The sequence below is a fragment of the Pseudomonas sp. YuFO20 genome (genome assembly GCF_035064975.1).
In the GTDB taxonomy this organism is placed as follows: Bacteria; Pseudomonadota; Gammaproteobacteria; order Pseudomonadales; family Pseudomonadaceae; genus Aquipseudomonas; species Aquipseudomonas putida_AE.
This window is the reverse complement of the sequence record NZ_JAXDEO010000051.1, coordinates 13,044-37,765: the sequence shown is the minus strand read 5'-3', so window position 1 is coordinate 37,765 and position 24,722 is coordinate 13,044. Positions and strand designations below refer to the sequence as shown.

The 24,722-nt window shown below is 62.7% G+C and carries 19 protein-coding genes and 1 pseudogene; 13 read left to right on the top strand and 7 right to left on the bottom strand.

What is annotated here, in order from left to right; genetic code table 11:
• The first annotated feature begins 203 nt into the window (after window positions 1-203).
• From SOP85_RS24370 to SOP85_RS24350, 5 genes are all read left to right on the top strand, one after another.
• Window positions 204-1,784, top strand: coding sequence for an ABC transporter substrate-binding protein (locus SOP85_RS24370; protein ID WP_442967940.1), 1,581 nt, complete (start codon window positions 204-206; stop codon window positions 1,782-1,784).
• A 14-nt stretch (window positions 1,785-1,798) separates the two neighbouring features.
• A complete protein-coding gene (locus tag SOP85_RS24365) occupies window positions 1,799-2,740 on the top strand; it encodes an ABC transporter permease (protein ID WP_323628476.1) in 942 nt (313 codons plus the stop codon).
• Window positions 2,737-3,612, top strand: a complete 876-nt coding sequence (locus tag SOP85_RS24360; RefSeq protein WP_323628474.1) for an ABC transporter permease — start codon at window positions 2,737-2,739, stop codon at window positions 3,610-3,612. The genes SOP85_RS24365 and SOP85_RS24360 overlap by 4 nt, the downstream gene beginning before the upstream one ends.
• A 2-nt stretch (window positions 3,613-3,614) precedes the next feature.
• Window positions 3,615-5,246, top strand: a complete 1,632-nt coding sequence (locus tag SOP85_RS24355) for an ABC transporter ATP-binding protein (RefSeq protein ID WP_323608878.1) — start codon at window positions 3,615-3,617, stop codon at window positions 5,244-5,246.
• A gap of 97 nt (window positions 5,247-5,343) precedes the next feature.
• Window positions 5,344-6,627, top strand: a complete 1,284-nt coding sequence (locus SOP85_RS24350) for an OprD family porin (RefSeq protein WP_323628473.1) — start codon at window positions 5,344-5,346, stop codon at window positions 6,625-6,627.
• Window positions 6,628-7,067: 440 nt separating this feature from the next.
• On the opposite strand, the gene SOP85_RS24345 is transcribed toward SOP85_RS24350, so the two are convergent.
• Window positions 7,068-7,946 carry a GntR family transcriptional regulator gene (locus SOP85_RS24345; RefSeq protein ID WP_323628471.1) on the bottom strand — a complete coding sequence of 293 codons (879 nt, stop codon included), beginning with the start codon at window positions 7,944-7,946 and terminating at the stop codon, window positions 7,068-7,070.
• 192 nt (window positions 7,947-8,138) lie between these two features.
• On the opposite strand from SOP85_RS24345, the gene SOP85_RS24340 reads away from it, so the two are divergent.
• The 3 genes from SOP85_RS24340 to SOP85_RS24330 are packed head-to-tail and all read left to right on the top strand — an operon-like array spanning window position 8,139 to window position 12,405.
• The gene (locus tag SOP85_RS24340; protein WP_323628470.1) at window positions 8,139-9,638 is read left to right on the top strand and encodes a serine hydrolase domain-containing protein; all 1,500 of its coding nucleotides are present in this window, start codon (window positions 8,139-8,141) and stop codon (window positions 9,636-9,638) included.
• Between the two features lie 28 nt (window positions 9,639-9,666).
• Window positions 9,667-10,974, top strand: coding sequence for an aminotransferase class III-fold pyridoxal phosphate-dependent enzyme (locus SOP85_RS24335; protein WP_323628469.1), 1,308 nt, complete (start codon window positions 9,667-9,669; stop codon window positions 10,972-10,974).
• A 9-nt stretch (window positions 10,975-10,983) separates the two neighbouring features.
• Window positions 10,984-12,405, top strand: coding sequence for an aldehyde dehydrogenase family protein (locus SOP85_RS24330; protein WP_323628468.1), 1,422 nt, complete (start codon window positions 10,984-10,986; stop codon window positions 12,403-12,405).
• Between the two features lie 132 nt (window positions 12,406-12,537).
• Here the strand turns inward: SOP85_RS24330 and ilvD are convergent, their stop codons facing one another.
• Complete coding sequence (ilvD, locus tag SOP85_RS24325; RefSeq protein WP_323628467.1) at window positions 12,538-14,220, bottom strand: dihydroxy-acid dehydratase; 1,683 nt, start codon at window positions 14,218-14,220, stop codon at window positions 12,538-12,540.
• Window positions 14,221-14,583: 363 nt separating this feature from the next.
• Between ilvD and mqo the strand changes: the two genes are divergently transcribed.
• Both mqo and SOP85_RS24315 read left to right on the top strand, forming a co-directional pair.
• Window positions 14,584-16,227, top strand: a complete 1,644-nt coding sequence (gene mqo / locus SOP85_RS24320; RefSeq protein WP_323628466.1) for a malate dehydrogenase (quinone) — start codon at window positions 14,584-14,586, stop codon at window positions 16,225-16,227.
• Window positions 16,228-16,335: 108 nt separating this feature from the next.
• Window positions 16,336-16,425, top strand: a pseudogene (locus SOP85_RS24315) (outer membrane lipoprotein carrier protein LolA); the annotation flags it as partial.
• Window positions 16,426-16,669: 244 nt separating this feature from the next.
• Here SOP85_RS24315 and SOP85_RS24310 read toward each other — a convergent pair.
• Window positions 16,670-17,122, bottom strand: a complete 453-nt coding sequence (locus tag SOP85_RS24310) for a hypothetical protein (protein ID WP_323628465.1) — start codon at window positions 17,120-17,122, stop codon at window positions 16,670-16,672.
• Window positions 17,123-17,141: 19 nt separating this feature from the next.
• On the opposite strand from SOP85_RS24310, the gene SOP85_RS24305 reads away from it, so the two are divergent.
• On the top strand, window positions 17,142-17,327 hold the full coding sequence (locus SOP85_RS24305) for a hypothetical protein (protein WP_274077814.1): 186 nt from the start codon (window positions 17,142-17,144) through the stop codon (window positions 17,325-17,327).
• Between the two features lie 16 nt (window positions 17,328-17,343).
• On the opposite strand, the gene SOP85_RS24300 is transcribed toward SOP85_RS24305, so the two are convergent.
• From SOP85_RS24300 to SOP85_RS24285, 4 genes are all read right to left on the bottom strand, one after another.
• Window positions 17,344-17,838: a PaaI family thioesterase gene (locus SOP85_RS24300; protein WP_274077815.1), complete on the bottom strand. Its 495-nt coding sequence runs from the start codon at window positions 17,836-17,838 to the stop codon at window positions 17,344-17,346.
• A gap of 585 nt (window positions 17,839-18,423) precedes the next feature.
• Window positions 18,424-19,602: a trans-sulfuration enzyme family protein gene (locus tag SOP85_RS24295; protein ID WP_323628464.1), complete on the bottom strand. Its 1,179-nt coding sequence runs from the start codon at window positions 19,600-19,602 to the stop codon at window positions 18,424-18,426.
• Complete coding sequence (locus SOP85_RS24290) at window positions 19,599-20,975, bottom strand: pyridoxal-phosphate dependent enzyme (protein WP_274078050.1); 1,377 nt, start codon at window positions 20,973-20,975, stop codon at window positions 19,599-19,601. Before SOP85_RS24290 ends, SOP85_RS24295 begins: the two co-directional genes overlap by 4 nt.
• Window positions 20,976-21,146: 171 nt before the next feature.
• Window positions 21,147-21,809, bottom strand: coding sequence for a glutathione S-transferase family protein (locus SOP85_RS24285; RefSeq protein ID WP_323628463.1), 663 nt, complete (start codon window positions 21,807-21,809; stop codon window positions 21,147-21,149).
• A gap of 180 nt (window positions 21,810-21,989) precedes the next feature.
• Here SOP85_RS24285 and ppk2 point away from each other — a divergent pair, with 180 nt between their 5' ends.
• Window positions 21,990-22,811 (top strand): polyphosphate kinase 2, encoded by an 822-nt coding sequence (ppk2, locus tag SOP85_RS24280; protein ID WP_323628462.1) that lies wholly within the window; start codon window positions 21,990-21,992, stop codon window positions 22,809-22,811.
• A 28-nt stretch (window positions 22,812-22,839) separates the two neighbouring features.
• Window positions 22,840-24,642, top strand: a complete 1,803-nt coding sequence (locus tag SOP85_RS24275) for a SulP family inorganic anion transporter (protein WP_323628461.1) — start codon at window positions 22,840-22,842, stop codon at window positions 24,640-24,642.
• Window positions 24,643-24,722 lie beyond the last annotated feature (80 nt).

The following is a 24,722-nucleotide window of genomic DNA, read 5'->3' as shown; positions in this document are numbered from 1 at the left end:
GATAAAGTTCAAGGCAATGTTTTTATATGATGAAAAAAACATTGCAATGCGATCTTCATGCTGTGAATATGTCCGTGCGAATTTAAAAAAACAAAATCGCATGCGGCGCTGATTAAGGTCAGGCCATAACAAAAACGACATAAACACAGGTTGAAACCGGCTCTGCCCCTGGCCGGACCTTTCAGCGAAGGAGAACATCTCCCGTGAATCGCTTATTGAACAGATCTCTTTGCGTCACCCTGCATGCGTTTGGCGTGGTCGCGTTCGGGGCCGCCATTGCCCAGGCCCAGGCCGACACCACGTTACGCGTGGGCCTCAATGCCGATATCCGCAGTACCGAGCCCGGCGTCAACCGCGACGAGAACACCGATACCGTCATGCTGCACATCGTCGAAGGCCTGGTGGCCCATCGCGAGGACGCGTCCGTCGGCCCACTGTTGGCCAGGGAGGTGCAGGTGTCCGACGACGGCCTGACCTATACCTTCAAGCTGCGCGAAGGGGTGCGCTTTCATAATGGCGCGACCTTGACCGCCGCCGACGTCAAGTGGACCTGGTCGCATTACCTCAACCCGCAGACACAGTGGCGCTGCCTGGCGGAGTTCGATGGTCGCGGCGGGGCGAAGATCACCAACATCACCACCCCGGACCCGCTCACCGTGGTGTTCCAGCTCGATCAGCCCAGCGGATTGTTCCTGGCGTCCATGGCCCGGCCCGATTGCGGCGGTGGTGGCATCCTGCATCCGGACTCGGTCGCGGCGGACGGGCGCTGGAAGGCGCCGATCGGCACCGGCCCGTTCACCCTCGCGCAGTGGAAGCCCGGCCAGTCCGTGGAGCTGGCGCGCTTCAAGGACTACAGCGCCCGTGACGATGCCGGGCCGGATGGCTTCACCGGCAAGAAGCAGGCGCTGGTCGACACCGTGCGCTTCATGATCATTCCCGATGCGGCCTCGGCCAAGGCGGCTCTGCTGTCGAACAACGTCGACCTGCTGCCAGACGTGACTGCCAGCGACGCCCAGGAACTCAAGGCGATGCCGGGAATCCAGGTGTCAGTCAGCCCGATCATGGCGATCTGCGGCCTGCTGTTCCAGACCAACGACCCGTTGCTCAAGGACGTGCGCATCCGCCAGGCCATCGCCCGTTCGCTGGATTACGGACAAATGGTCACCGCCTTGTCCAACGGCTTGTCCGAGCCCAACAACTCGGCGATCCCGCAAACCAGTCCCTTCTACGACACCACGGCGAAACAGGGTTACCAGTACGACCCGCAAGAGGCCCAACGTCTGCTGAAGGAGGCCGGTTACCACGGCCAGCCGATCAAGATGATCGTCAACAAACGCTATCAGCAGATGTTCGACATGGGCGTGTTGAGCCAGGCCATGGCCCAGGCCACCGGCTTGAACATCGAGATGGAAACCCTGGAGTGGGGCACGCAACTGGAGCGTTACCAGAGCGGTAACTACCAGATGATGTCGTTTTCCTATTCATCGCGCCTGGACCCGGCGCTGGGCTTCGATTCGCTGATGGGCGACAAGAGCAAGGAACCGCGTAAGGTCTGGGATAACCCTCAAGCCCAGGCGTTGCTGCGTGATGCGGTGCGCCAGAGCGACACGGGCAAGCGCCAGGCGCTGTTCGATCAGTTGCATCGCATGATGATCGAGGACACGCCGATGGTGATCATCTACAACGGCACCATTATCGGTGGGCTGCGCGACAGCGTCCGTGGCTACCACTCCTGGCCGGTGGCCAAGCCGCGACTGTGGGGCGTCAGCCTCGCAGCCCAGTAACGCGGAGCCTGATCATGTTGCGTTTTATCCTGCAAAAACTCGGGATGGCGATACCGACCCTGTTGCTGATTTCGGTGATGGTGTTCGCGTTGATTCGCCTGATTCCCGGTGACCCGGCGCTGTTGATGCTCGGCGACATGGCCGACCCGCAGAGCCTGGCCGACATGCGAAGCAATCTGGGCCTGGATCACTCGCTGGCGACCCAGTTCCTGATCTGGTTCAAGGCGGTGCTGAGCGGTGACCTGGGCTTTTCCATCAGCACCAAACAGGCGGTGTTGCCGCTGATTCTGGAGCGTTTCAGCGTCAGCGCGATCATCGTGCTGGTGGCGGTTTTCCTGGCCACGCTGATTGCGGTGCCGGTCGGCCTGATCGCTGCCTGGAAACAGAACAGCGCCCTCGACCTTGGGCTGGTGACCACCGCCACCTTACTGTTGTCGATTCCCAGCTTCTGGCTCGGCCTGCTGTTGCTGCATGCCTTTGGCATCAAGCTGGGCTGGTTGCCGGTGGTGGGTTACGTGAGCTTTGCCCAGGCGCCGTGGCAAGCCATGAGCTTCCTGGTGCTGCCGGTGATCACCCTGACGCTGGTGGAATTGGGTGCGATCACGCGCATGGCCCGTGCCAGCACCATTGAAGTCTTGCGCCTGGAGTACATCGCTCATGCCCGTGCCAAGGGGCTGTCCGAACGTGCGGTGTTGTGGCGCCATGCCTTGCCCAATGCCTTCGCGCCGACATGGACCCTGGTCGGGCTGATCCTCGGCAACCTGTTGGGCGGGATTGCGGTGCTGGAAACCGTGTTCACCCTGCCAGGCATCGGCAGGCTGATGGTGGATGCGATTTTCGCCCGCGACTACCCCGTGCTGCAGGGTTGCCTGCTGCTGATCACCTTCATCTATGTGCTGGTCAACCTTTGCGTGGATCTGCTCTACCCACTGTTCGATCCAAGGGTGAAGTTATGAGTTCGAATATCCCTGTGGCCCCCTTTGTCGGTGCCGCGAGCCCACCTGTCAAGCAGCGCCGTGCGTGGCCGGCGGCCAACGCCCTGATCGGTGGCAGCCTGTTGCTGGTGCTGATTGCCCTGGCCGTGCTCGGGCTGGTCTGGACCCCGTTCGACCCGTTGCGCATCGACCTGTTGTCGCGCCTGCAAGGACCGTCTGCGATGCACTGGCTGGGCACCGATGAGTTTGGTCGCGATGTCTTCAGCCGGTTGTTGATCGGTGCCCGCACCAGCCTGTGGATCAGCCTGCTGACTGTCACGGTCGCGGTGCTTGCCGGTACGCTGATCGGCATGCTTGCCGGTTACCTGCGCGGCTGGACCGACCGCTTGCTGATGATGTTCAACGATGCGTTGCTGGCATTTCCGGGAATTCTCATGGCCCTGGGCATCATGGCGATCATCGGTGCGAGCAAATACGGGATCGTCCTCGCCCTGGGCATCGCCTACACGCCATCGGTGGTGCGTGTGGTACGGGGCACGGTGCTGTCGCTGCGCGAACTGGAGTACATCGAAGCGTCGCGGGTCATCGGCAACTCGGAGCTGTACACCATGCTGCGGCATATCGCGCCGAACTGTCTGGCGCCGCTCTGTGTGCTGGCCACCAGCATGTTCGGCTGGGCCCTGCTCTCGGAAAGTGCCCTCAGCTTCCTGGGCCTGGGCGTGCCGCCACCCGCTGCGACCTGGGGCAACATGCTCGCCAGCAGCCGGCCCTACATCGCCTCGGCCAGCTGGCTGGGGATCTTCCCGGGGCTGTTCATCTGCCTGGCGCTGTTGGCAATCAATCTGTTCGGCGATGCACTGCGCGATCGTCTCGACCCGCGGATGAGGAAATGAGCATGGCATCCAGCAATCTGTTGTTGAGCGTGGAAAACCTGAAGATCCGCGTGGGTGACGATGGCCCCCTGGCGGTCGACGACCTGAGCTTCAGTGTCGCACCGGGCGAGATCGTTGCACTGGTCGGCGAGTCCGGCAGCGGCAAGACCATGGCCGCTCGGGCCGCGATCGGGTTGCTGCCGCCTCCGATGCAAGTCTGCGGTGGCCGCCTGGAGTTCCAGGGCCGTGACCTGGTGACCCTCGATACTGCCGGGTTGCGGGCCATCCGTGGGGCGAGCATCGGCATGGTGTTCCAGGAACCGATGGTGTCGCTCAATCCGGCGTTGAAGATCGGCCAGCAGATGAGCGAAGCGTTGCAGTTGCATACCGACCTTGATGCCGGGCAGATCCGCGAGCGTTGCCTGACCATGCTGCGGCGCATCGGCATCAAGGACGCCGAGCGCTGCCTGCAAGCCTATCCGCACCAGTTCTCCGGCGGCATGCGCCAACGGATCATGCTGGCGTCGGTGATGCTATTGCGTCCGGCGCTGCTGATCGCCGATGAGCCGACCACCGCGCTCGATTGCCTGGCCCAGCTGGACGTGATCGAGCTGATGCTGGAACTGACCCGCGAGCAGGGCACGGCGATCCTGTTCATCAGCCATGACCTGTCACTGGTGGCGCGCTATGCCCATAAAGTGGTGGTGATGCGCCATGGCAAGTCGGTGGAGCAGGGCACGATCAATGACATCCTGCTGACGCCCAAGGCCGAGTACACCCGGCAATTGCTGGAGGCGTTGCCCCGGCGCGGCGAACTGGCAGCGCTGCCGCTGAGCAAGGGCCCATTGGTGGAAGTCGATCAGGTGTGCATCGAGCATCCCGGGCCACCCTCGTTCTGGGGCAAACGCCAGTACAAGCGCGTGGTGCATTCGGCCAGCCTGGCCATTGCGCCGGGGGAAACCCTGGCGCTGGTCGGTGGCAGTGGCTCGGGCAAGACCACCCTCGGTCGTTCGCTGGTGGGCTTGATCAAACCCTGTGCCGGGGCGATCCGCTTCAAGGGCGTGGACATTCTCAAGGCCGCCAACCGCACCCATCGGCTGCAATGCCAGATGATCTTCCAGGACCCGTATTCATCGCTCAATCCGCGGATGAGAATCGGCGAGATCCTGGCTGAGCCGCTGCGTCACGAGCCCGACCTCAATGCCTTCCAGCGCAGCGAGCGGGTCGCGCAGACCTTGCGTGATGTGGGCCTGGGCGAGCAGTTCGTCGAGCGCTTTCCCCATCAACTGTCCGGTGGCCAGCGCCAGCGTGTCGCCATTGGCCGTGCCCTGGTGCGCCATCCGCAACTGGTGATCGCCGACGAGCCGATCTCCGCGCTGGACATGACCATCCAGAAGCAGATTCTCGAACTGTTCGAGCGCTTGCAGGCGCAGTACGGCTTTGCCTGCCTGTTCATCTCCCATGACCTGGCGGCCGTGGAGCGCATTGCCCACCGGGTGGCGGTGATGCACCAGGGGGAAGTGGTGGAAGTCGGCGCGCGCGACCAGGTCTTCGACTTTCCGCGGCACCCCTATACACGGCAATTGCTGGCGGCGGCCAGCCCTCTGGAAAAACTCGCTGACGGCGGCTACCGAATACGACCGGCCAACGTTTGATTTAACCCCCTGATCACACCCCGCGCGCCTGTCCCGAAACCGGCGCGAAGGGGGGAGTCATGCCCGTAAAAAACAATAAGACCAACAGGAGCCAAACATGAGCAACAACAATCTGAGCCTGATCGTGACCAGTGTCAGCCTGATGGGCGGGGGCCTCTTGAGCGCCCAGGCCCAGGCCGAGTTCATCAAGGACAGCAAGGCCGACCTGGAACTGAAGAACTACTACTTCAATCGCGATTACCGTGAAGACGCCGGGCAGTCCAAACGCGAAGAATGGGCGCAGGGTTTCATCCTCAACCTGAAGTCGGGGTTCACTGAAGGCACGGTGGGTTTTGGCGTGGATGCGGTCGGCATGCTCGGCTTGAAACTCGATTCCAGCCCCGACCGCTCAGGCTCGGGTTTGCTGTCGCGGGACAACGAGGCCGAGCCGGGTCAACCGAGCTACGCCAAGCGTGCGCACGACGAATATTCCAAGCTGGGCGTGACCGGAAAAATGCGTTTCGCCAAAAGCGAGTTGCGCAGCGGCTACCTGCTGCCGGACCTGCCAACGCTGCAACCCAACACCAGCCGGCTGTTCCCGCAGACCTTCCGTGGCACCCAGGTGACGTCCGCCGACATCAAGGACCTGAGCCTGACCGGCGGCCAGATCGACCGGACCAAACAACGCGAATCCACCGATTACGAAGACATGGGGCTGACCAGTCAAGGCGGCGCCTACAAGAGCTCGGCCAAAAGTGATCAGTTCCGTTTCATCGGCGGCGATTACAAGCTCATGCCGAACCTGATCCTGACCTATCACTTCGCCCAGCTGGACGACATCTACCAGCAGCACTACGTGGGCCTGAAAAACAGCTTCGCCCTCGGCGGCGGTACGCTGAAAACCGATATCCGTTACTTCGATGCGGACAAGGCCGGTGCAGGGCTGGCGGGTCAAGTCGACAACCGTGCGCTGAGTACTCGCGTGGCCTACAGCTACAAGGGCCACAGCCTGGGTGGCGGTTATCAGGAGCAATTCGGCGACACGCCTTTCACCTATGTCGATGGCACCAACACCTATCTGTTCTCGGAGTATCAGCTGAGTAACTTCTCCCAGACCAATGAGCGGGTCTGGCATGCGCGCTACGACTTTGACTTTGCGGTGTTGGGGGTTCCGGGGCTGACGTTCTCTACTCGATGGGCCAAGGGCGATCAGGCCCAGGTGTTGGGGTTTGCTGGCGAGGGGCGGGAGTGGGAGCGGGATATCGACCTGGGGTATGTGTTTCAGTCGGGGGCGCTCAAGGGGGTTTCGTTGCGCTGGCGTAATGGGTTTAGCAAGGCCAATTACCTGCGGGACATGAACGAAAACCGGGTGATCCTTGGTTACACCGTGGCGCTTTGGTGATGAATGCTCCTGTGTGTACGCCAGTCAAATTTGGGGGCTGGCTCCGATCAAACTGTGGGAGCTGGCCTGCCGGCGATGGCGGCCTGACAGCCGACCTGTGTTTTGTTGACCGCGTACATATCCATTCCTGCGGTAACGGCCACCTATGGTTTAGCCTCTTGCCTGTAGGAGCGAGCTTGCTCGCGAAAAACGTCTGGAGAACGCTTTCATTCAGACAGGGCGCGTCATCGTTAACGACCTTCGCTGGCAAGCCAGCTCCTACAGGGGGACGCGTTGACTTGGGATCAGGTCGGCCCACAGGCCGCCTCGCTTTTGCTTTGGCCCCATCGAGAGGCCGAGAGGAGGTTCTGCGCAGGCGGGCCCCTGTAGGAGCGAGCTTGCTCGCGAAAAACCTGAGAGCGCTGCGGGGTTCCAGGTTCCCCGCGTCATCGTTTAAAACATCACCCCTTGTTACGCGCCACCCCCATCTTGCTAGCCACCTCCAGGTGCCGATGCAACAGGGTCGAAGCCCATTCGTTATCCCCCTGTTCCAGCGCATCAAGAATTGCCAGGTGCTCCAGGCAGGACACCTTGACCCGCTCGACGTTACTCGCCGAATGAAACTCGGTCAGGCGCCGCAAACGGTTCTGCTGCTGGATCGACTGCAGGATGTAGGTATTGCCGGACGCCGCCGCCAGCAGTTCGTGAAACTCGGCGTTGCTTTCGAAAAACCGCTGGCCGTCGACCTGGCCTTCGAGCAGTTCGAGCTGGCGCTGGCGGCAGCGCCGGAATTGTTCGGGATTGATCTTGAAGGTGGGTTCGAGCAGGCCGGCCGGCTCGACCAGCATGCGAAAGCGATAGCTCTCGAAGCGTGTCTGCGGGCTGCTCAGGGTGGGCAGGAACATCCAGCCGTGACCGTGCTTGCGCTGCATCACGCCCTCATCGGAAAGCCGCAACAGGCAACGGCGCAGCACGCTTTTGCCGGCGCCGTAACGGCGCAACAGGTCGCTCTCGGAGATCTGGTCGGGCAACACCTGGTTCAGCCGGTCGTCGATCAGCCGGGTGTAAAGCTCGTCTTCCTCGTTGTGCAGCTCATCGAATTGTTGCGGCAACACCGCAGAGCTTTGCAGCGGTACGCAAAAGCCCTGTTGCGGCAGCGGCTCGATCAGCTGTTGTTCGGCCAGGTACGACAGGGCACTGCGGATCGGCGAGCGCGACACGCCCAGGCGCTGGCTCAGTTCCACTTCCTTGAGGTGGGTACCGGGTTGCAGGTCGCCGGACTGAATGGCGGAAAGGATCTGGCCGGCGACTTTGGTCTGCAGCGAGGTGAGTTGAGCCATGGCGCGTTGTGGTTCCTGTGACAGGGGAGGGAAGGATACCCGAAAAGACCGGAAAGCTTCGATGCGCCCGGAAGCTGAATTATAGGCCGCTCAAATACATTTATGCAGCGCCTGATAAAACCAATTGTGTATTATTCGGAATATAAAAACATTGCCAGTAAAGATAATGGCAATTTGTGAGGATCCACCGTTATGACCTATGTACCTCTGCCCAGAGCCTTGCCCCATGAGTGCGGCGTCGACCCTCGCGGTATCGTCGATTTCCTGGCGGCCGTCAGCAGTGCCGGACTCGAGCTGCACAGCTTCATGCTCTATCGCCAAGGCGCGGTGGTGGCAGAAGCGTTCTGGCGACCGTACTCGGCGCACCGCATGCACGTGCAGCATTCGGCGACCAAAAGCTGGACCGCCACCGCCGTGGGTTTGTTGATCGATGACGGTCGCCTGAGCCTCGATGACAAGGTGGTCAGCTTTTTCCCCCAGATGTGTCCGCAAGACATAAGCGCGAACCTGGCGGCCATGACCGTGGAAGACTTGCTGACCATGCGCACCGGCCATCAACGGGGCATTTCCGGCGGCGACTGGCGCAACCTGAAAACCAGCTGGGTCGAAGCCTTCCTGCATGAGCCGGTCGTTGTACCGCCGGGAAAAGACTTCATCTACAGTAGCGCCTCGAGCTTCATGTTATCGGCGATCGTCACCCAGGTCACAGGTCTTACCCTGCACGCCTTGCTGCAGCAGCGGGTCCTGGATTTTCTCGGCATGGACAAGCTGGAATGGGACCTGGCCCCTGGCGGTTTCAACTCCGGCGGCAACGGCTTGAGCTGCACCACGGAAGACTCGTTGAAGTTCGGCGTGCTGCACCTCAACCGCGGCCAATGGCAGGGGCGCCAGTTGCTGTCGGCGCAGTGGATCGCCGAGGCCACCCGCAATCAGGTCGACGATGTGTGGATGGGCGAGTTCGACGGCAAGCAGTACCTGCCGCGCAACAAGGACAACAACGCCGAGGCGCAACGTGAGGGCTACGGCTATCAGTGGTGGATGACCCGGCATGGCGGCTACTACGCGTCCGGCGTGTTCGGCCAGTACTGCATGGTACTGCCGGACCAGGACACGGTCATCGCCTTCACCTGCGGGCTGCAACTGGGCGAGCGCCGCTTGAAAGCCGCGATCTGGGAGCACCTGTTCCCGGCGCTGGGGCGCGAAGCGGTCGATCCGCACACCAGCCAGGGGCAACTCGATGCCTTGATCGATGACCTGCGCCTGCCGACGCTGCAAGGCTCGAGCACCTCACCCAACGCTGCTGCCCTGCAGGGACGTTTCGCCGTCGAGCCCAACGAAGACGGCGTACTGGAGCTGGGTTTCGACTTTCACGATGACTACTGCGACTTCAGTCTGGTCGATCACCGTGGGCGGCACAGCCTGCGGGTCGGCCTGCAGCAGCCTGTCGAATCCCGGGCCAGCATCACCGGCAACTACCTGCATCACCAGTACCAACCGGAACAGACGCCCGTCATCGCCCAGGGCCGGTGGAGCGCAGAAGGGGCGTTGCAGATGGACTGGCGTTTTGTCGAAACCACCTTCGGCGACCACGTCAGCTGCCGCCTGCAAGAGGGCCGCTTGCTGTTCGATCGCGGCGTCAACACCAATGCCGGGTCGATGCAACGCCCGACGCTGATCGGCACCCGGATCTGACCCTGATTAAATGGATGGAGCACCTTTGATGAAGCAGATTTCCACGTCGGCGCTGTGGGCGCCCTTTACCCCGATGCGCCAGTTCAATCGCCAGCCGATGCTGTTCGAAAGCGCCGAGGGCATGCACTACACCACCACCCAGGGCCAGCGGGTGCTCGACGCCATGGCCGGGCTCTGGTGCGTCAACGCCGGTCACGGCCAGGCACGGATCGTCGAAGCCATCCGCGAAGCGGCAGGGCGCCTGGACTTCGTCTCCTCGTTCAAGATGAGCCATCCGGCAGCGCTAACCATCGCCGACGCGTTGGCGGCGATTGCGCCGGCGGGGCTGGACAAGGTGTTCTTCACCAACTCCGGTTCCGAGGCTGTGGACACCGCGTTGAAGATCGCCCGGGCCTATCACCAGGCCCGCGGCGACAGTCGCCGGACCAAGCTGATAGGTCGCGCCAAGGGTTATCACGGCATGGGGTTCGGCGGCTTGTCGGTGTCCGGTATCGGCCGGCAGAAGCGGGACTTCGGGCCGCTGCTCGGCGACGTTGCGCACCTGCCGCTGCCCTATGACGCCAGCCTGCGCTTCAGCGAAGGCCAGCCGCAGCAGGGCGCGCACTATGCCGAGGCGCTGCTGCAGCTGCTGGAAATCCACGACCCGGCGACGGTGGCCGCGGTGATTGTCGAACCGGTGACGGGGTCTGGTGGCGTCTATGCACCGCCCGTGGGTTACCTGCAGAGGCTGCGCGAGATCTGTGACCAGCATGGCGTGTTGCTGATTTTCGATGAAGTGATCACCGGCTTCGGACGCCTGGGGCACTCGTTCGCGGCCCAGGCGTTTGGCGTCACGCCAGACCTGATGACCCTGGCCAAGGGCCTGACCAATGGCGCCGTGCCCATGGGCGCGGTGATGGTCAGTGGCGCGGTGTACGACGCCTTCATGGCGGGCCCCGAGCAAGCCATCGAATTGATGCACGGCTACACCTATTCCGCTCATCCGTTGGCCTGTGCGGCAGGCCTGGCGACCCTCGCGGTGCATGAGGAGCTGGGGATCAACGCCCACGTCCAGCAGGTGGCGCCGCCATGGCAGCGCGCCGCGCTCGCGCTTCGTGAGCAGCAATGGGTGCAGGACGTGCGGGCCATCGGCCTGTTGTGTGCGGTCGAACTAAAATCCCGCGATCGTGCGCCGGGTGCTCGCGCCGGTGAAGTCGCCCAGCGGTGTTTCGAGGCCGGCCTGCTGGTGCGGGCTTCAGGGGAGAACATCGTGCTGTCGCCGCCACTGATCATCAGCGAAGCACAGATCACGCTGATCTTCGACACCTTGCAGCGCGTGCTCGATCAAGTCGCCTGAGGAGGCCCGATGAACCCTTTGGATTTCTACATCGACGGCGCTTGGGTCCGTCCTTTGGGCGGGGAAACCCTGGAGGTGATCGACCCGTCCACCGAACGCGCCATCGCTGCGATCAGCCTCGGTACCCGCGCCGATCTCGACCTCGGCGTCGCCGCGGCCCGGCATGCCTTCACGCTCTATTCGCAATGGTCCCGCGAGCAGCGCCTGGACCTGCTGGCCGCGATCATCGAGGGCTATCGCCAGCACAGCGAAGCGCTGGCGGAGTTGGTGCACCGGGAGATGGGCGCGCCGCTGTCACTGGCCCACAGCGCCCATGTGCCGGCGGGCCTCGGGCATCTGCAACGGGCCTTCGAGGTGCTGCGCGATTATGAGTTCGACCGAGCGCACGGCAGCACCCTGATCAGCCGCGAGGCGATTGGCGTCTGCGGGTTGATCACGCCCTGGAACTGGCCGCTCAATCAACTGACCTGCAAGATCGCGCCGGCGTTGGCGGCCGGTTGCACCCTGGTGCTCAAGCCCAGCGAGAAGGCGCCGCTGTCGGCAATGCTGCTCGCCGACATTCTTCACCAGGCCGGCGTGCCCAAGGGGGTGTTCAACCTGATCAATGGCGATGGCCCGACCCTCGGCGATGGCATCGCCCGCCACCCCGACATCGATATGGTTTCGTTCACCGGCTCGACCGGTGCGGGGATTGCGGTGGCCAAGGCGGCGGCAGATACCGTGAAACGGGTGTCCCAGGAATTGGGTGGCAAATCGGCCAACCTGATCCTCGCCGATGCTGATTTCGACGCCGCCGTGCGCCATGGTGTCAGCAGCTGTTTGCGCAACAGCGGCCAGTCGTGCAACGCGCCGACTCGTTTGTTGGTGCCACGGGCACAGCTAGCCCGGGCGATAGACATCGCACGGTCTGTCGCGGCGCACAGCTGTTTCGACGACAGCCAGGCGTCCAGCGCCATGGGGCCGCTGGCGAATGGGGCACAGTTCGAGCGGGTCCAGGCGCTGATCGGCGCTGCCATAGAGCAAGGGGCACGGCTGGTCTGTGGCGGCGTCGGGCGTCCCGAGGGCGTGACACAGGGTTATTTCGTCAAGCCGACGGTGTTCGCCGATGTCCATCCGCACATGCCGATCGCCCGCGAGGAGGTGTTCGGGCCGGTGCTGGTGATCATTGCCTATGACACGGAGGAGGAGGCCATCGCGATCGCCAATGACAGCCCTTACGGCCTGTCGGGCTACGTCACGGCGGGCACCCTGGAGCGGGCCCGGGCAGTGGCACGGCGCTTGCGCACCGGCATGGTCCACCTCAATGGCAGCAAGGCCGACAATGGCGCGCCTTTTGGCGGCTACAAGCAGTCGGGCAATGGCCGCGAGTGGGGCGTGCACGGGCTGGAGGACTACCTTGAAGTGAAGTCGATGTTCGGCTATCAGCCGTGATTTCTGCAGATAGTTATCGGTGAATGTGAGGGCCTCTTCGCGAGCAAGCCCGCTCCCACATTTGAAATGCATTCCAATGTGGGAGCGGGCTTGCTCGCGAAGGCGGCGGTTCAGACAACATAAACCTATGGGCTAAAGATACTTGTCAGTCACCGCCCCCTCCGAAGCACTGCACACCGTCTTCGCATACTTGGCCAACACCCCACGCTTGTACTTGGACTCAGGCCTAACCCAACGGCTCTTGCGCTCAGCCAGGTCTGCGTCGGACACATCAACGGTAATCTGCCGGGTTTCAGCATCAATGGTGATCCGGTCGCCATCTTCGACCAACGCGATCGGCCCGCCTTCAAACGCCTCGGGCGTGATATGCCCCACCACGAAACCATGGGAGCCGCCGGAAAAGCGCCCATCGGTGATCAGCGCCACTTCCTTGCCCAGGCCCTTGCCCATCACCGCCGAGGTTGGCGAGAGCATTTCGCGCATGCCCGGCCCGCCCTTGGGCCCTTCGTAGCGAATCACGATCACATCGCCCACCTGCACTTCGCCGTTGAGGATGCCGGCCAGTGCGCCTTCCTCGCCGTGGTACACCCTGGCCGTGCCTTCGAAGCGCAGGCCCTCCTTGCCGGTGATCTTGGCCACGGCGCCGGTGGGCGAGAGGTTGCCGCGCAGGATCACCAGGTGCGAGTCCTTCTTGATCGGCTGGTCGAAGGGCAGGATCACATCTTGCCCTGCGGGGTAGTCGGGCACGTTTTCGAGGTTCTCGGCGAGTGTCTTGCCGGTCACGGTAAGCACGTCGCCGTGCAGCATGCCGGCCGCGAGCATGCGCTTCATCAGGGGCTGGATGCCGCCGATGGCCACCAGCTCGCTCATCATGTATTTGCCGCTGGGACGCAGGTCCGCCACCACCGGAGAGATCTTGCCCAGCTCGACGAAGTCGTCGAGGGTCAACTCGACGTCCACGGCATTGGCCATGGCCAGCAGATGCAGCACGGCGTTGGTCGAGCCGGCGAGGGCGATCACCACGCGGATCGCGTTTTCGAAGGCCTTGCGGGTCATGATGTCCCGGGGCTTGAGGTCGAGCTTGAGCAGTTCCATGACTTGCTGGCCGGCGCGGTAACTGTCCGACGCCTTGTCGCTGCCCACCGCGTCCTGGGAACTGGAACCGGGCAGGCTCATGCCCAGCGCTTCGATGGCCGAGGCCATGGTGTTGGCGGTGTACATGCCGCCACAGGAACCGGGGCCGGGGATCGCCACTTCCTCGATCTGCTTGACCTGGATCTCGCTGATGTCACCGCGGGCGTGCTGGCCCACGGCTTCGAACACGGAAATGATGTCGGTGTGGCCGGCGCCGGGGCGAATGGTGCCGCCATAGACGAAAATCGACGGGCGATTGAGCCGCGCCATGCCGATCAGGCAGCCCGGCATGTTCTTGTCGCAACCGCCCACGGTCACCAGCCCGTCAAAGCCTTCGCAACCGACCACCACTTCGATGGAATCGGCAATCACCTCACGGGACACCAGCGAATATTTCATGCCTTCGGTGCCGTTGGCGATGCCGTCGGAAATGGTGATGGTGTTGAAGATCACGCCTTTGGCACCGGCGGCATTCGCACCTTTTTCCGCTTCGATCGCGAGTTTGTCGATGTGCATGTTGCAGGGCGTGACCATGGCCCAAGTGGAGGCGATGCCGATTTGCGGTTTCTTGAAGTCTTCGTCGGTAAAGCCCACGGCACGCAGCATGGCGCGGGCGGGCGCGGCCTCGACACCGTCGATGACCTGGGAGGAATATTTGCGCAGATCGTTTTTATCGCTCATGGCTCTTTCCCCACATGTTCAACTGGTGACCACTGAGTATAGACACCCATCCACGGCAACCAACCCGCGCGGGCTGGCCTTGTCGTGATATTCTTGGCAACAACTTGGTTTGATCCATTCAGTTTTCCTGTCCTTGAGACGGGCGAGCAGAATCACTGTCGCTCAAGTAGCTGAAGCCAAAAAAGATAAGAAGTCAGTTCAGTAGGGACATATAACTGGGGTCGATGCATTCAATCGGCCTTGCGTGCCCACCCTCCAGACATCATGTGCGAGAACCCGCGGCAGACTTGCCTGAATGCCGTGAACAAGCGGCTCGCGATTGCAGATGGAGGGGCGGATGGCGTTTTATCATAGGTGCTACAGATGTTTAAGAAAGTGAACACGGCCCTGCTGGGGCTGGCCTTGTCGTTGGGGATGACGACAGCCCAGGCCGAAGAAGCCAGGAAAGTCGACGTGCTGCTGATTGGCGGCGGCATCATGAGTGCGACCCTGGGTGTGTGGCTCAACGAGCTGGAACCCGGCACCTCGATGGAAATGATCGAGCGCCTCGACGGCGTCGCCCTGGAAAGCTCCAACGGCTGGAACAACGCCGGTACCGGTCACTCAGCCCTGGCCGAGCTGAACTACACCCCGGAAGACGACAAGGGCAACGTGTCGATCCCGAAGGCCGTTGAAATCAACGAGGCGTTCCAGATCTCCCGTCAGTTCTGGGCCTGGCAGGTTCAGCAAGGCGTGCTGAAGAACCCGCGTTCGTTCATCAACTCCACACCGCACATGAGCTTCGTGTGGGGCGATGACAACATCAAGTTCCTGAAAAAGCGCTACGAAGCCCTGCAGGCGAGCCCGCTGTTCGCCGGCATGCAGTACTCCGAAGACCCGGCCGTGATCAAGAAGTGGGTCCCGCTGATGATGGAAGGGCGTGACCCGAACCAGAAAGTCGCGGCCACCTGGAGCCCGATCGGCACCGACGTGAACTTCGGCGAGATCACCCGCCAGTTCGTTGCGCACCTGCAAACCACGCCGAAATTCGACTTGAAGCTGTCCAGCGAAGTCCAGGACATCACCAGGAACGCCGACGGCAGCTGGCGCGTCAGCTACAAGAACCTGAAAGACGGCAGCAAATCCGAAACCGACGCCAAGTTCGTGTTCATCGGCGCCGGCGGCGGTGCCCTGCACCTGCTGCAGAAGTCGGGCATTCCTGAAGCCAAGGAATACGCAGGCTTCCCGGTAGGCGGCTCGTTCCTGGTGACCGAGAACCCGACCATCGCCGAACAACACCTGGCCAAGGCCTACGGCAAAGCCTCGGTTGGCGCTCCGCCGATGTCGGTTCCGCACCTGGACACCCGCGTGCTGGACGGCAAGCGCGTGATCCTGTTTGGCCCATTCGCGACCTTCAGCACCAAGTTCCTGAAAGAAGGTTCGTACCTGGACCTGCTGACCACCACCACCACGCACAACGTGTGGCCGATGACCAAGGTTGGCATCAAGGAATACCCGCTGGTGGAGTACCTTGCCGGTCAGCTGATGCTGTCGGATGAAGACCGCCTCGACGCCCTGAAGGAGTACTTCCCGAACGCCAAGGCCGAAGACTGGCGCCTGTGGCAAGCCGGCCAGCGCGTGCAGATCATCAAGCGCGACGAAGCCGCCGGTGGCGTGCTGAAACTGGGCACCGAGATCGTTGCTTCGCAAGACGGCAGCATCGCCGGCCTGCTGGGCGCATCCCCAGGCGCTTCGACTGCCGCACCGATCATGCTGACCGTGCTGCAGAAAGTCTTCAAGGACAAGGTCGCGACCCCGGCCTGGCAGGAAAAACTGCACCAGATCGTGCCGAGCTATGGCACCCAGCTGAACGCCAACCCGCAAAAGGTTGCCGAGGAATGGGCCTACACCGCCAAGGTGCTGGAACTGACTCCGCCACCGGCGATTGGCCAGGCCGTTGCTCCGGCTGTCGAGGCTGAGAAGGCCAAGGCACCGAAAGAGAATGCTGCGGCAGACATGGCGCTGTAACTGAGCGCCTGATCAGCAAGCCCACTGCGCCAGGGATGGCCAGTGGGCTTTTTTGTGCCTACTGTCCCCGGTTCTCCCGGTTCTCCCGGTTCCACTGTAGGAGCGAGCTTGCTCGCGAAGGTCGTCAACGATAACGCTTTAAACCTGACACACCGCAGCGTGCTCAGGTTTTTCGCGAGCAAGCTCGCTCCTACAGTTCATCAGTTCATCAGTTCATCAGTTCCATCTGATCCGTATTTTCCAGCGCTTTCTGCCCCTGTTATGCATTCAGCCCAACCCCCACAATAACGGCAAGTTTCGCCGCCTTGGCCGCGGTGCACCGTATTTTCGAAATGTTGGAGTCTTTATGGGCAAGATGGCGTTTTTCCTCGGTGGTTTCCTGGTGTTGACCATTCTGATCGGCATCCTGGCGACGATTTCGCCGGTGTGACCTCCGTGGCGGCTACTTCACCGGGTCTTTATGCTTGATGTCCCCACAGAAAATATCGACGTTGCCATCCGTCGCTGCGGTTCGCACAACGACGTGATAGTCACCGGACAGCAAGACCGGCAAGGCCACCGGCACGCTTCTGGAGAACGTCCAACCGCGAATCGGTTGGCGCTCGGTGTTGACCCTGTCATTCATGGCGTAGGCGACGGGCCCGGGTTGCTCGCAGCTGCCTTTATTGATGAAGCTGTAGAGGCGCAGGGGCAGGGTGGCACCGCTTGGCGCACCGCTGATGAAGAAACTGAGTCCGGTTTGCTGGTCCCAGGCGGACAACGCGACATTGCCGATCTGGCCGGTGTTCTGCCGGGTAGCGACCAGGGTGACCGACACGCTCTGGTTTGGTGAACTTGTGCAGCCGAACAGGCTGGCGCAGACCATCAGCGCCGCCAGGGAATGTCTGAGTTTCATTGCAAAACTCCTTTTTCATGTGAACGAACCGGACTTCCAGCAGCGAATCCGCGAGGCGCTGCAGGATTATCGCCTGTCGCTGCCCCATGACCAGGCCATCGGCACGTTTGCCGTGGCCTATGCCAAGCAGAATGCCAAGGACTATGCCGCGCTACTGGCCGCGTACAGGTCCGGGCGGATCACCGCGCTCATGGAAGAAGATTGACCCGCGACCGTTGCACCTAGCGCCCGTGGGCGTTGTCTGCCAGTTGCGCGGTATCGACCCGGACGAAAATGGAATCGCCCACCGCGGTCAGCACGTCCCCGGCGAAGACTTCGCAGATGACTCGCGTCTTGCGCCCGACTTCACCTTCCACCCGCGCCCGCAGGGTGAGCGGGATGCCCATGGGCGTCGGCTTGATGAACTTGATGCCGAGGTTGCCGGTGACGCAATTGATCCGCGGCAGGCTCGCGACTTCACGGTTTTCCGCGCGGTAGTGATAGGCCATGACCGCCCAGTTTGAATGGCAATCGACCAACATGGCGATCAGCCCGCCATAGACCAGGTCCGGCCAGCCGCAGTATTTGGCATCGGGCACGTGCTCGGCCATGACATGCACGCCGTCTTCATGCCAATAGCTCTTGATGTGCAGCCCGTGGGGATTGCTGCTGCCGCAGCCGTAGCACACGCCATCGGGCGCGGCGGTGTCTTGCAGGGAGGTATCGAGTTGGGACATGTCGTGTTATCCGAAAAATGAGCCAGACCTGATGGACGTTAACGCTCAATCATAATCGGTGAGGCCTGCGGGGGAAATGTTTTGAGGCACAACGCGCCTCTGTAGGAGCCGGCTTGCTGGCGATCGATGGTGGCCGTTATGCCGCCATCGCTGGCAAGCCAGCTCCTACAGGGATTTGCGGGGTATGTTGAATTTGTGGTGTGACACAGATCTGTAGGAGCCGGCTTGCTGGCGATCGATGGTGGCTGTTATGCCAGCCATCGCTGGCAAGCCAGCTCCTACAGGGATTTACGGGGTATGTGGAATTTGTGGTGTGACACAGATCTGTAGGAGCCGGCTTGCTGGCGATCGATGGTGGCCGTTATGCCGCCATCGCTGGCAAGCCAGCTCCTACAGGGATTTACGTATGTGGAATTTGTGGTGTGACACAGATCTGTAGGAGCCGGCTTGCTGGCGATGCGATGGTGGCCGTTATGCCGCCATCGCTGGCAAGCCAGCTCCTACAGTGGATCGGGTGCAGCCGTGAGAGATGGGGCGGCTGTCAGGCCGCCATCGCTGCGATGGGGCGATCCGAGAAGGCAACTCCTAAATCCGTGCCAACGCCTGCGCCAGGTCTGCGCGCAGGTCTTCGACATCCTCCACCCCAACAGACAACCGCACCAGCGCATCGCCGATGCCCAGTTGCGCGCGGGTTTCCACGGGGATGGTGGCGTGGGTCATGATCGCCGGGTGCTCGATCAGGCTTTCCACCCCGCCCAGGCTTTCGGCCAGGGCGAAAATCTGCACGTTTTCCAGGAAACGCCGGGAGCCGGCCAGGTCGGTGTTCAGGTCGACGGAGATCATCCCGCCGAAGCCGCGCATCTGCTGGCGCGCCAGTTCGTGCTGCGGGTGCGAGGGCAGGCCCGGGTAGTAGACGTGGGCGACTTGCGGCTGGCGTTCCAGCCATTGCGCCAGTTCCAGTGCGTTGCTGCAGTGGCGTTCCATGCGTAGCGCCAGGGTCTTGACCCCGCGCAGGGTGAGGAAGGCGTCGAACGGCCCGGCGATGGCGCCCACCGCGTTCTGCAGGAAACCCAGGCGTTCGGCCAGCTCGGCGTTCTGCCCGACCACGGCGATGCCGCCGATCACGTCGGAGTGGCCGTTGAGGTACTTGGTGGTGGAGTGCAGCACGATGTCGAAGCCCAGTTCCAGCGGACGCTGGATCCACGGACTGGCAAAGGTGTTGTCGGCCACGCAGATGATGCCCCGGTCGCGGCAGGTGCGGGCGATGGCGGCGAGGTCGGTGAGGCGCAGCAGCGGATTGCTCGGGGTCTCGACCATGACCATGCGCGTGTCGTCCTGCAGGGATGCTTCGAACGCCGCCAGGTCGGTCAGGTCGACAAAGCTGAAGCGGTGCCCGGCGCTGCGCTGGCGCACCTTGTCGAACAGGCGGAAGGTGCCGCCGTACAGGTCGTTGCCGGAGACGACGTGCGAGCCGGCGTCGAGCAGCTCCAGTACCGTGGAAATGGTCGCCAGGCCCGAGGCGAAGGCAAAGCCCCGGGTGCCGCCTTCGAGGTCGGCCACGCAGCGTTCCAGCGCCCAGCGCGTCGGATTGTGCGAGCGCCCGTAGTCGAGGCCCTTGTGCACCCCGGGGCTCTGTTGCAGGTAGGTAGAGTTGGCGTAGATCGGCGGCATCAGCGCGCCGGTCGAAGGGTCCGGCGTCTGCCCGGCATGGATCACGCGGGTGGCGAAGCCCTGTGGCGGGGCATGTTCATCGTGCTGACTCATGGCAGGGATCTCCGCAAATGATTGAGCATGTCGGTTCGGGTAATCAGGCCGTGGAAACCCGAGGCATCCTGGATGATCGCCACCAGCCCACGACCCAGTTCTGCCTCCAGTTCCGCCAGTGAGGCGCCGGGGGAAAGGGTTTGCAATTTGTCGGTCATGGCGCTGGAGACGGTCTTGCGAAAGTGCTTAACGTCTTCATGCACGCCCAGCAGGATGTCGGACTCGTCGATCACCCCGACCAGTTGTTTGCCGTTGACCAGCACCGGCAGTTGCGACACATCCGCCAGGCGCATGCGCTGGAACGCGGTGAGCAGGGTGTCGTCGGGGCCAACGCTGATCACCCGGCCATCCTCGAAGCGCCGCGCGACCAGGTCGCGCAGGTCGCCGTAGGACTTGCGTTGCAGCAGGCCCTGATCGTTCATCCACTGGTCGTTGTAGACCTTCGACAAGTAGCGCGTACCGGTGTCGCAGACAAAGCTGACCACCCGTTTCGGTTGGGTCTGCTCGCGGCAGTAGCGCAATGCCGCCGCCAGCAGGGTGCCGGTCGACGAACCGCCGAGAATGCCCTCGGCCTTCAGCAACTGGCGGGCATGATCGAAGCTTTCCTCGTCGCTGATCGAATAGGCGTGGCGCACGCTGGACAGGTCGCAAATCGACGGAATGAAGTCTTCGCCGATACCTTCCACCGCCCAGGAACCGGGGGTGGGGAGGGTGCCACTGCGGCTGTATTCGGCCATCACCGAACCGACCGGGTCGGCCAGGACCATTTCCAGATCCGGTTGCACGCGTTTGAAGAAGCGGGTCAGGCCGGTGAGGGTGCCCGCCGAACCGACACCGACGACGATCGCGTCCAGATCATGCTGGGTCTGCGCCCAGATCTCCGGCGCGGTGCTGCATTCGTGGGCCAGGGGGTTGGCCGGGTTGTTGAACTGGTCGGCGAAGAACGCATCGGGAATTTCCGCCGCCAGCCGCGCGGCGACGTCCTGGTAGTACTCCGCATGGCCCTTGCCGACGTCGGAACGGGTGATGTGCACCTCGGCGCCCATGGCCTTGAGGTGCAAGACCTTCTCGGTGGACATCTTGTCCGGTACCACCAGCACCACCCGGTATCCCTTGGCGCGGCCGACCAGGGCGAGGCCGAGGCCGGTGTTGCCGGCGGTGGCTTCGACGATGGTGCCACCGGGTCGCAGGCGGCCATCGCGTTCGGCGGCATCGATCATCGCCAGGCCGATGCGGTCCTTGATCGAACCGCCGGGGTTCTGTGATTCGAGCTTGAGAAACAGCGTGCAGGGTCCGGTATCGAAACGGCTGACGCGTACCAGTGGCGTGTTACCGATCAGTTCGAGTACGGCAGGGCGGGAGTCGTTGGGCATGTCTTCACCTCGTTGCGCTAGCACCATGGATGGACAAAAAGACGGCGGCGAATCATCGCGCCAGTCGTGAAATTGTTGTGTCTGGACCATAGGCCGGGAACGCCACACTCGCAACCGTCCGGGCGAAAAGTACCCCCGACATTGGGGAAGTTTTTTCAACGGGCACGCCCGCTAGCGAAACCTTTGGGGTATGGCCTCGGCAAACGGATAGAAGGCAAACCAGGGCTTGGCTTCGTCGATGACGCGCTGGAAGGATGGCCGCTGCGTCAGCCTGTCGAAATACCCGCTCAAGTGCGGGTGGCCGTCGGGGAAGGGTACCAGCGTGCTGGCATAGAACAGGGCCGGCGCGGCGGCACAGTCGGCCAGGCTGAAGTCCGGGCTGGCCACCCAGGTTCGCGAGGCCAGCTGGCGCTCGAGCATGCCGTAGGCCGTGGCGAGCATGGCCCGTTCCCCGGTCAGGTCGCCGTTCGTCCCATGCAGGCGGTCGGCGACTATCCGTTGCAGCGGCCCCTGCACGTACTGGTCGAAAAAACGGTCCCACAGGCGCACTTGCAGCGCGTTATCGCAATCGCCGGGCAGCAGGCAGTGCTGGGCGGAATAAGCCCGGTCCAGGTATTCGATGATCACACTCGATTCCGCCAGTCCTTGCGGATGCGCGTGATCGCGGATGACCGGGAATTTGCACAGGGGCCATAACGCCGAGAGTTCCGCCCGGTCTTCCTCGCTGGAAAGATCGATGATTCGCCTCTCAAAGTCGATCCCATGCTCGTAAAGCGCGACCAGTACCTTGTGGCAGAACGACGAAAGCGGGTGGTAATAGAGTGTCAGGGGCATTCTTCAACTCCTCGTTCCAGCGACGGGATGCCAGGTGGCGAGGCGTCCCACGGATGATTGCAGTGGCTCGGAGATTAAGTCGCAGGCGCGGTCTTCGCTACCTTGAACCATGAACTAGACTCATGCCGTTGGTCGGGCAAGTCAAAGGTCAATTACTCAAGCAAGCGTGGGGGCTGGGTCATGGCAAAGGACAAGAAGGGCGCGCCCAAGGGGCGTTCCGCGCCAGACGAGAAGCTGAAGAACAAGGATTACCTTGAGCAGTTGCGCCTGTTGCACGTCGAAATGGTCAAGTTGCAGGAATGGGTGAAAGCCGAGGGCATCAAGATCTGCGTCGTGTTCGAGGGGCGCGACGGCGCCGGCAAGGGGGGCACGATCAAGGCCCTTACCGAGCGCGTGAGTCCGCGGGTGTTCCGGGTGGTGGCATTGCCTGCGCCCACCGATCGAGAGAAGAGCCAGATGTACGTGCAGCGCTACTTGCCGCACTTGCCCGCAGCGGGCGAAGTGGTGATCTTCGATCGCAGTTGGTACAACCGCGCGGGCGTCGAGCGGGTGATGGGCTTCTGCACCCAGGAGCAGGTGGACCTCTTCCTCAAATCGGTGTCCCACGTGGAGCGCGCGATTGTCGATTCGGGGGTCATCCTGCTCAAGTACTGGCTGGAAGTCAGCCCCGAGGAACAGACCCGTCGACTCGAAGCGCGCATCAAGGATGGTCGCAAGATCTGGAAGCTGACCCCCATGGACCTCAAGTCCTACAGCCGCTGGTTCGACTACTCGCGAGCGCGTGACGCCATGTTCGAGGCGAGCGATAGCGAGCATGCCCCCTGGCTCGTGGCCAACTCCAACGACAAGCGGCGGGCACGCCTGAACATCATCAGCGATCTGCTCAGCCGCATCCCCTATAAAGAAGTGGCGCGGGACAAGGTGGTATTGCCCAAGCGGCAGAAGCCGGGCGGTTATCGCGAACCGGATTATCCGCTGAAGCGGATCCCCGAGAAGTACTGATGGGTACGCACCCGGGGGCCATTGTCCCATGAGCCAGCCAGACGCTTCCCCGCCCGCGGCGGAACCGGGCCGTATCGTGCGCCGTGACACCAGCGAAGACCAGGCTGGCTGGGGCCGCTGGTTCCCCGGACTGCGCACGCTGCGCGGCTACCACGTGGCGTGGTTGCGCCACGACCTGATGGCCGGGCTGGTACTGACCACTATGCTGGTGCCGGTGGGCATTGCCTATGCAGTGGCATCGGGGGTACCGGGCATCTATGGCCTGTACGCCACCATCGTTCCGCTGATCGCCTATGCGCTGTTCGGCCCCAGCCGGATCCTGGTGCTGGGGCCGGATTCCTCGCTGGCGGCCGTCATTCTAGCGGTGGTCCTGCCCCTGTCCGGCGGTGATCCCCAACGCGCAGTCGCCCTGGCGGGAATGATGGCCATCGTCTCGGGGGCCGTGTGCATCCTCGCCGGCATCGCGCGCCTGGGTTTCATCACCGAGTTGCTGTCCAAGCCGATTCGCTACGGCTACATGAACGGGATTGCGCTGACGGTGCTGATCAGCCAGTTGCCGAAGTTCTTCGGTTTTTCCATTGATGCCGAGGGGCCGCTGCGAAACCTGTGGGCCATCGCGACCGCGCTGATCGAGGGCAAAACCAACTGGACCGCGTTCATGGTCGGTGCCGGCACCCTGGTGGTGATCCTGCTGCTCAAGGGCCACAAGCGCATACCCGGCATCCTGATCGCGGTGGCCGGTGCGACGATCGCCGTGGATGTGCTGGACCTGGCGGCGCGGGCGGGGGTCAAGGTCCTCGGCCCGCTACCCCAGGGCCTGCCGTCGTTCGCCATTCCCTGGATCACCAGCGCCGATATCGTGCCGGTCCTGATCGGCGGTGGTGCCGTGGCGTTGGTGTCCTTTGCCGACACCAGCGTGCTCTCGCGGGTGTACGCGGCGCGCACCCGCACCTATGTCGACCCGAACCAGGAAATGGTCGGGCTGGGCATTGCCAACCTGGCCTCCGGATTGTTCCAGGGGTTTGCGATCAGCAGCAGTTCCTCCCGTACGCCCGTGGCCGAAGCCGCTGGCGCCAAGACCCAGTTGACCGGCGTCGTCGGCGCGGTAGCGGTTGCCTTGCTGCTGGTGGTGGCACCGAACCTGTTGCAGGACCTGCCAAACAGTGCCCTGGCTGCCGTGGTGATCGCCTCCGCCATCGGCCTGATCGAGATCACCGACCTGCGGCGCATTTATCGCATGCAGCGCTGGGAGTTCTGGCTGTCGATCGTCTGCACGGTGGGCGTGGCCGTGCTGGGGGCGATCGAGGGCATCGGCCTGGCCATCCTGATTGCGGTCATCGAATTCCTCTGGGATGGCTGGCGCCCATACTCTGCGGTACTGGGGCGCGCGCGAGGGGTCAGGGGCTTCCACGACATCAAGCGCTACCCGGACGCGCGGCTGATTCCCGGCCTGGTCATCTTTCGCTGGGATGCCTCGCTGTTTTTCGCCAACGCCGAACTGTTCCACGAGCGGGTACTGGACGCCGTGGCCGCATCGCCAACCCCCGTGCGCTGGCTGGTGCTGGCGGCGGAACCGGTCACCAGCGTCGACGTGACCAGCGCCGACATGTTGGCCGAGCTGGATGACACCTTGAAAGCGGCGGGCATCGAGTTGCGCCTGGCCGAGATGAAGGACCCGGTCAAGGACAAGCTCAAGCGCTTCGGGTTGTTCGAGCGGTTTGGCGAGGCGGCGTTTTATCCGACCTTGAACGCTGCCGTCAGCGCCTACCTCGCGAGCCATGCGGTGGAGTGGCCATACCCCGAGGAGGAGGCGCTGCCCGGACACCGATAATGGCCATTTCGATCTCCTTTTGGCCAACCCCGCGCTATGAACCGGCCGGGCGGTGGGCAAGAATCGGAACCGGAGGCGGG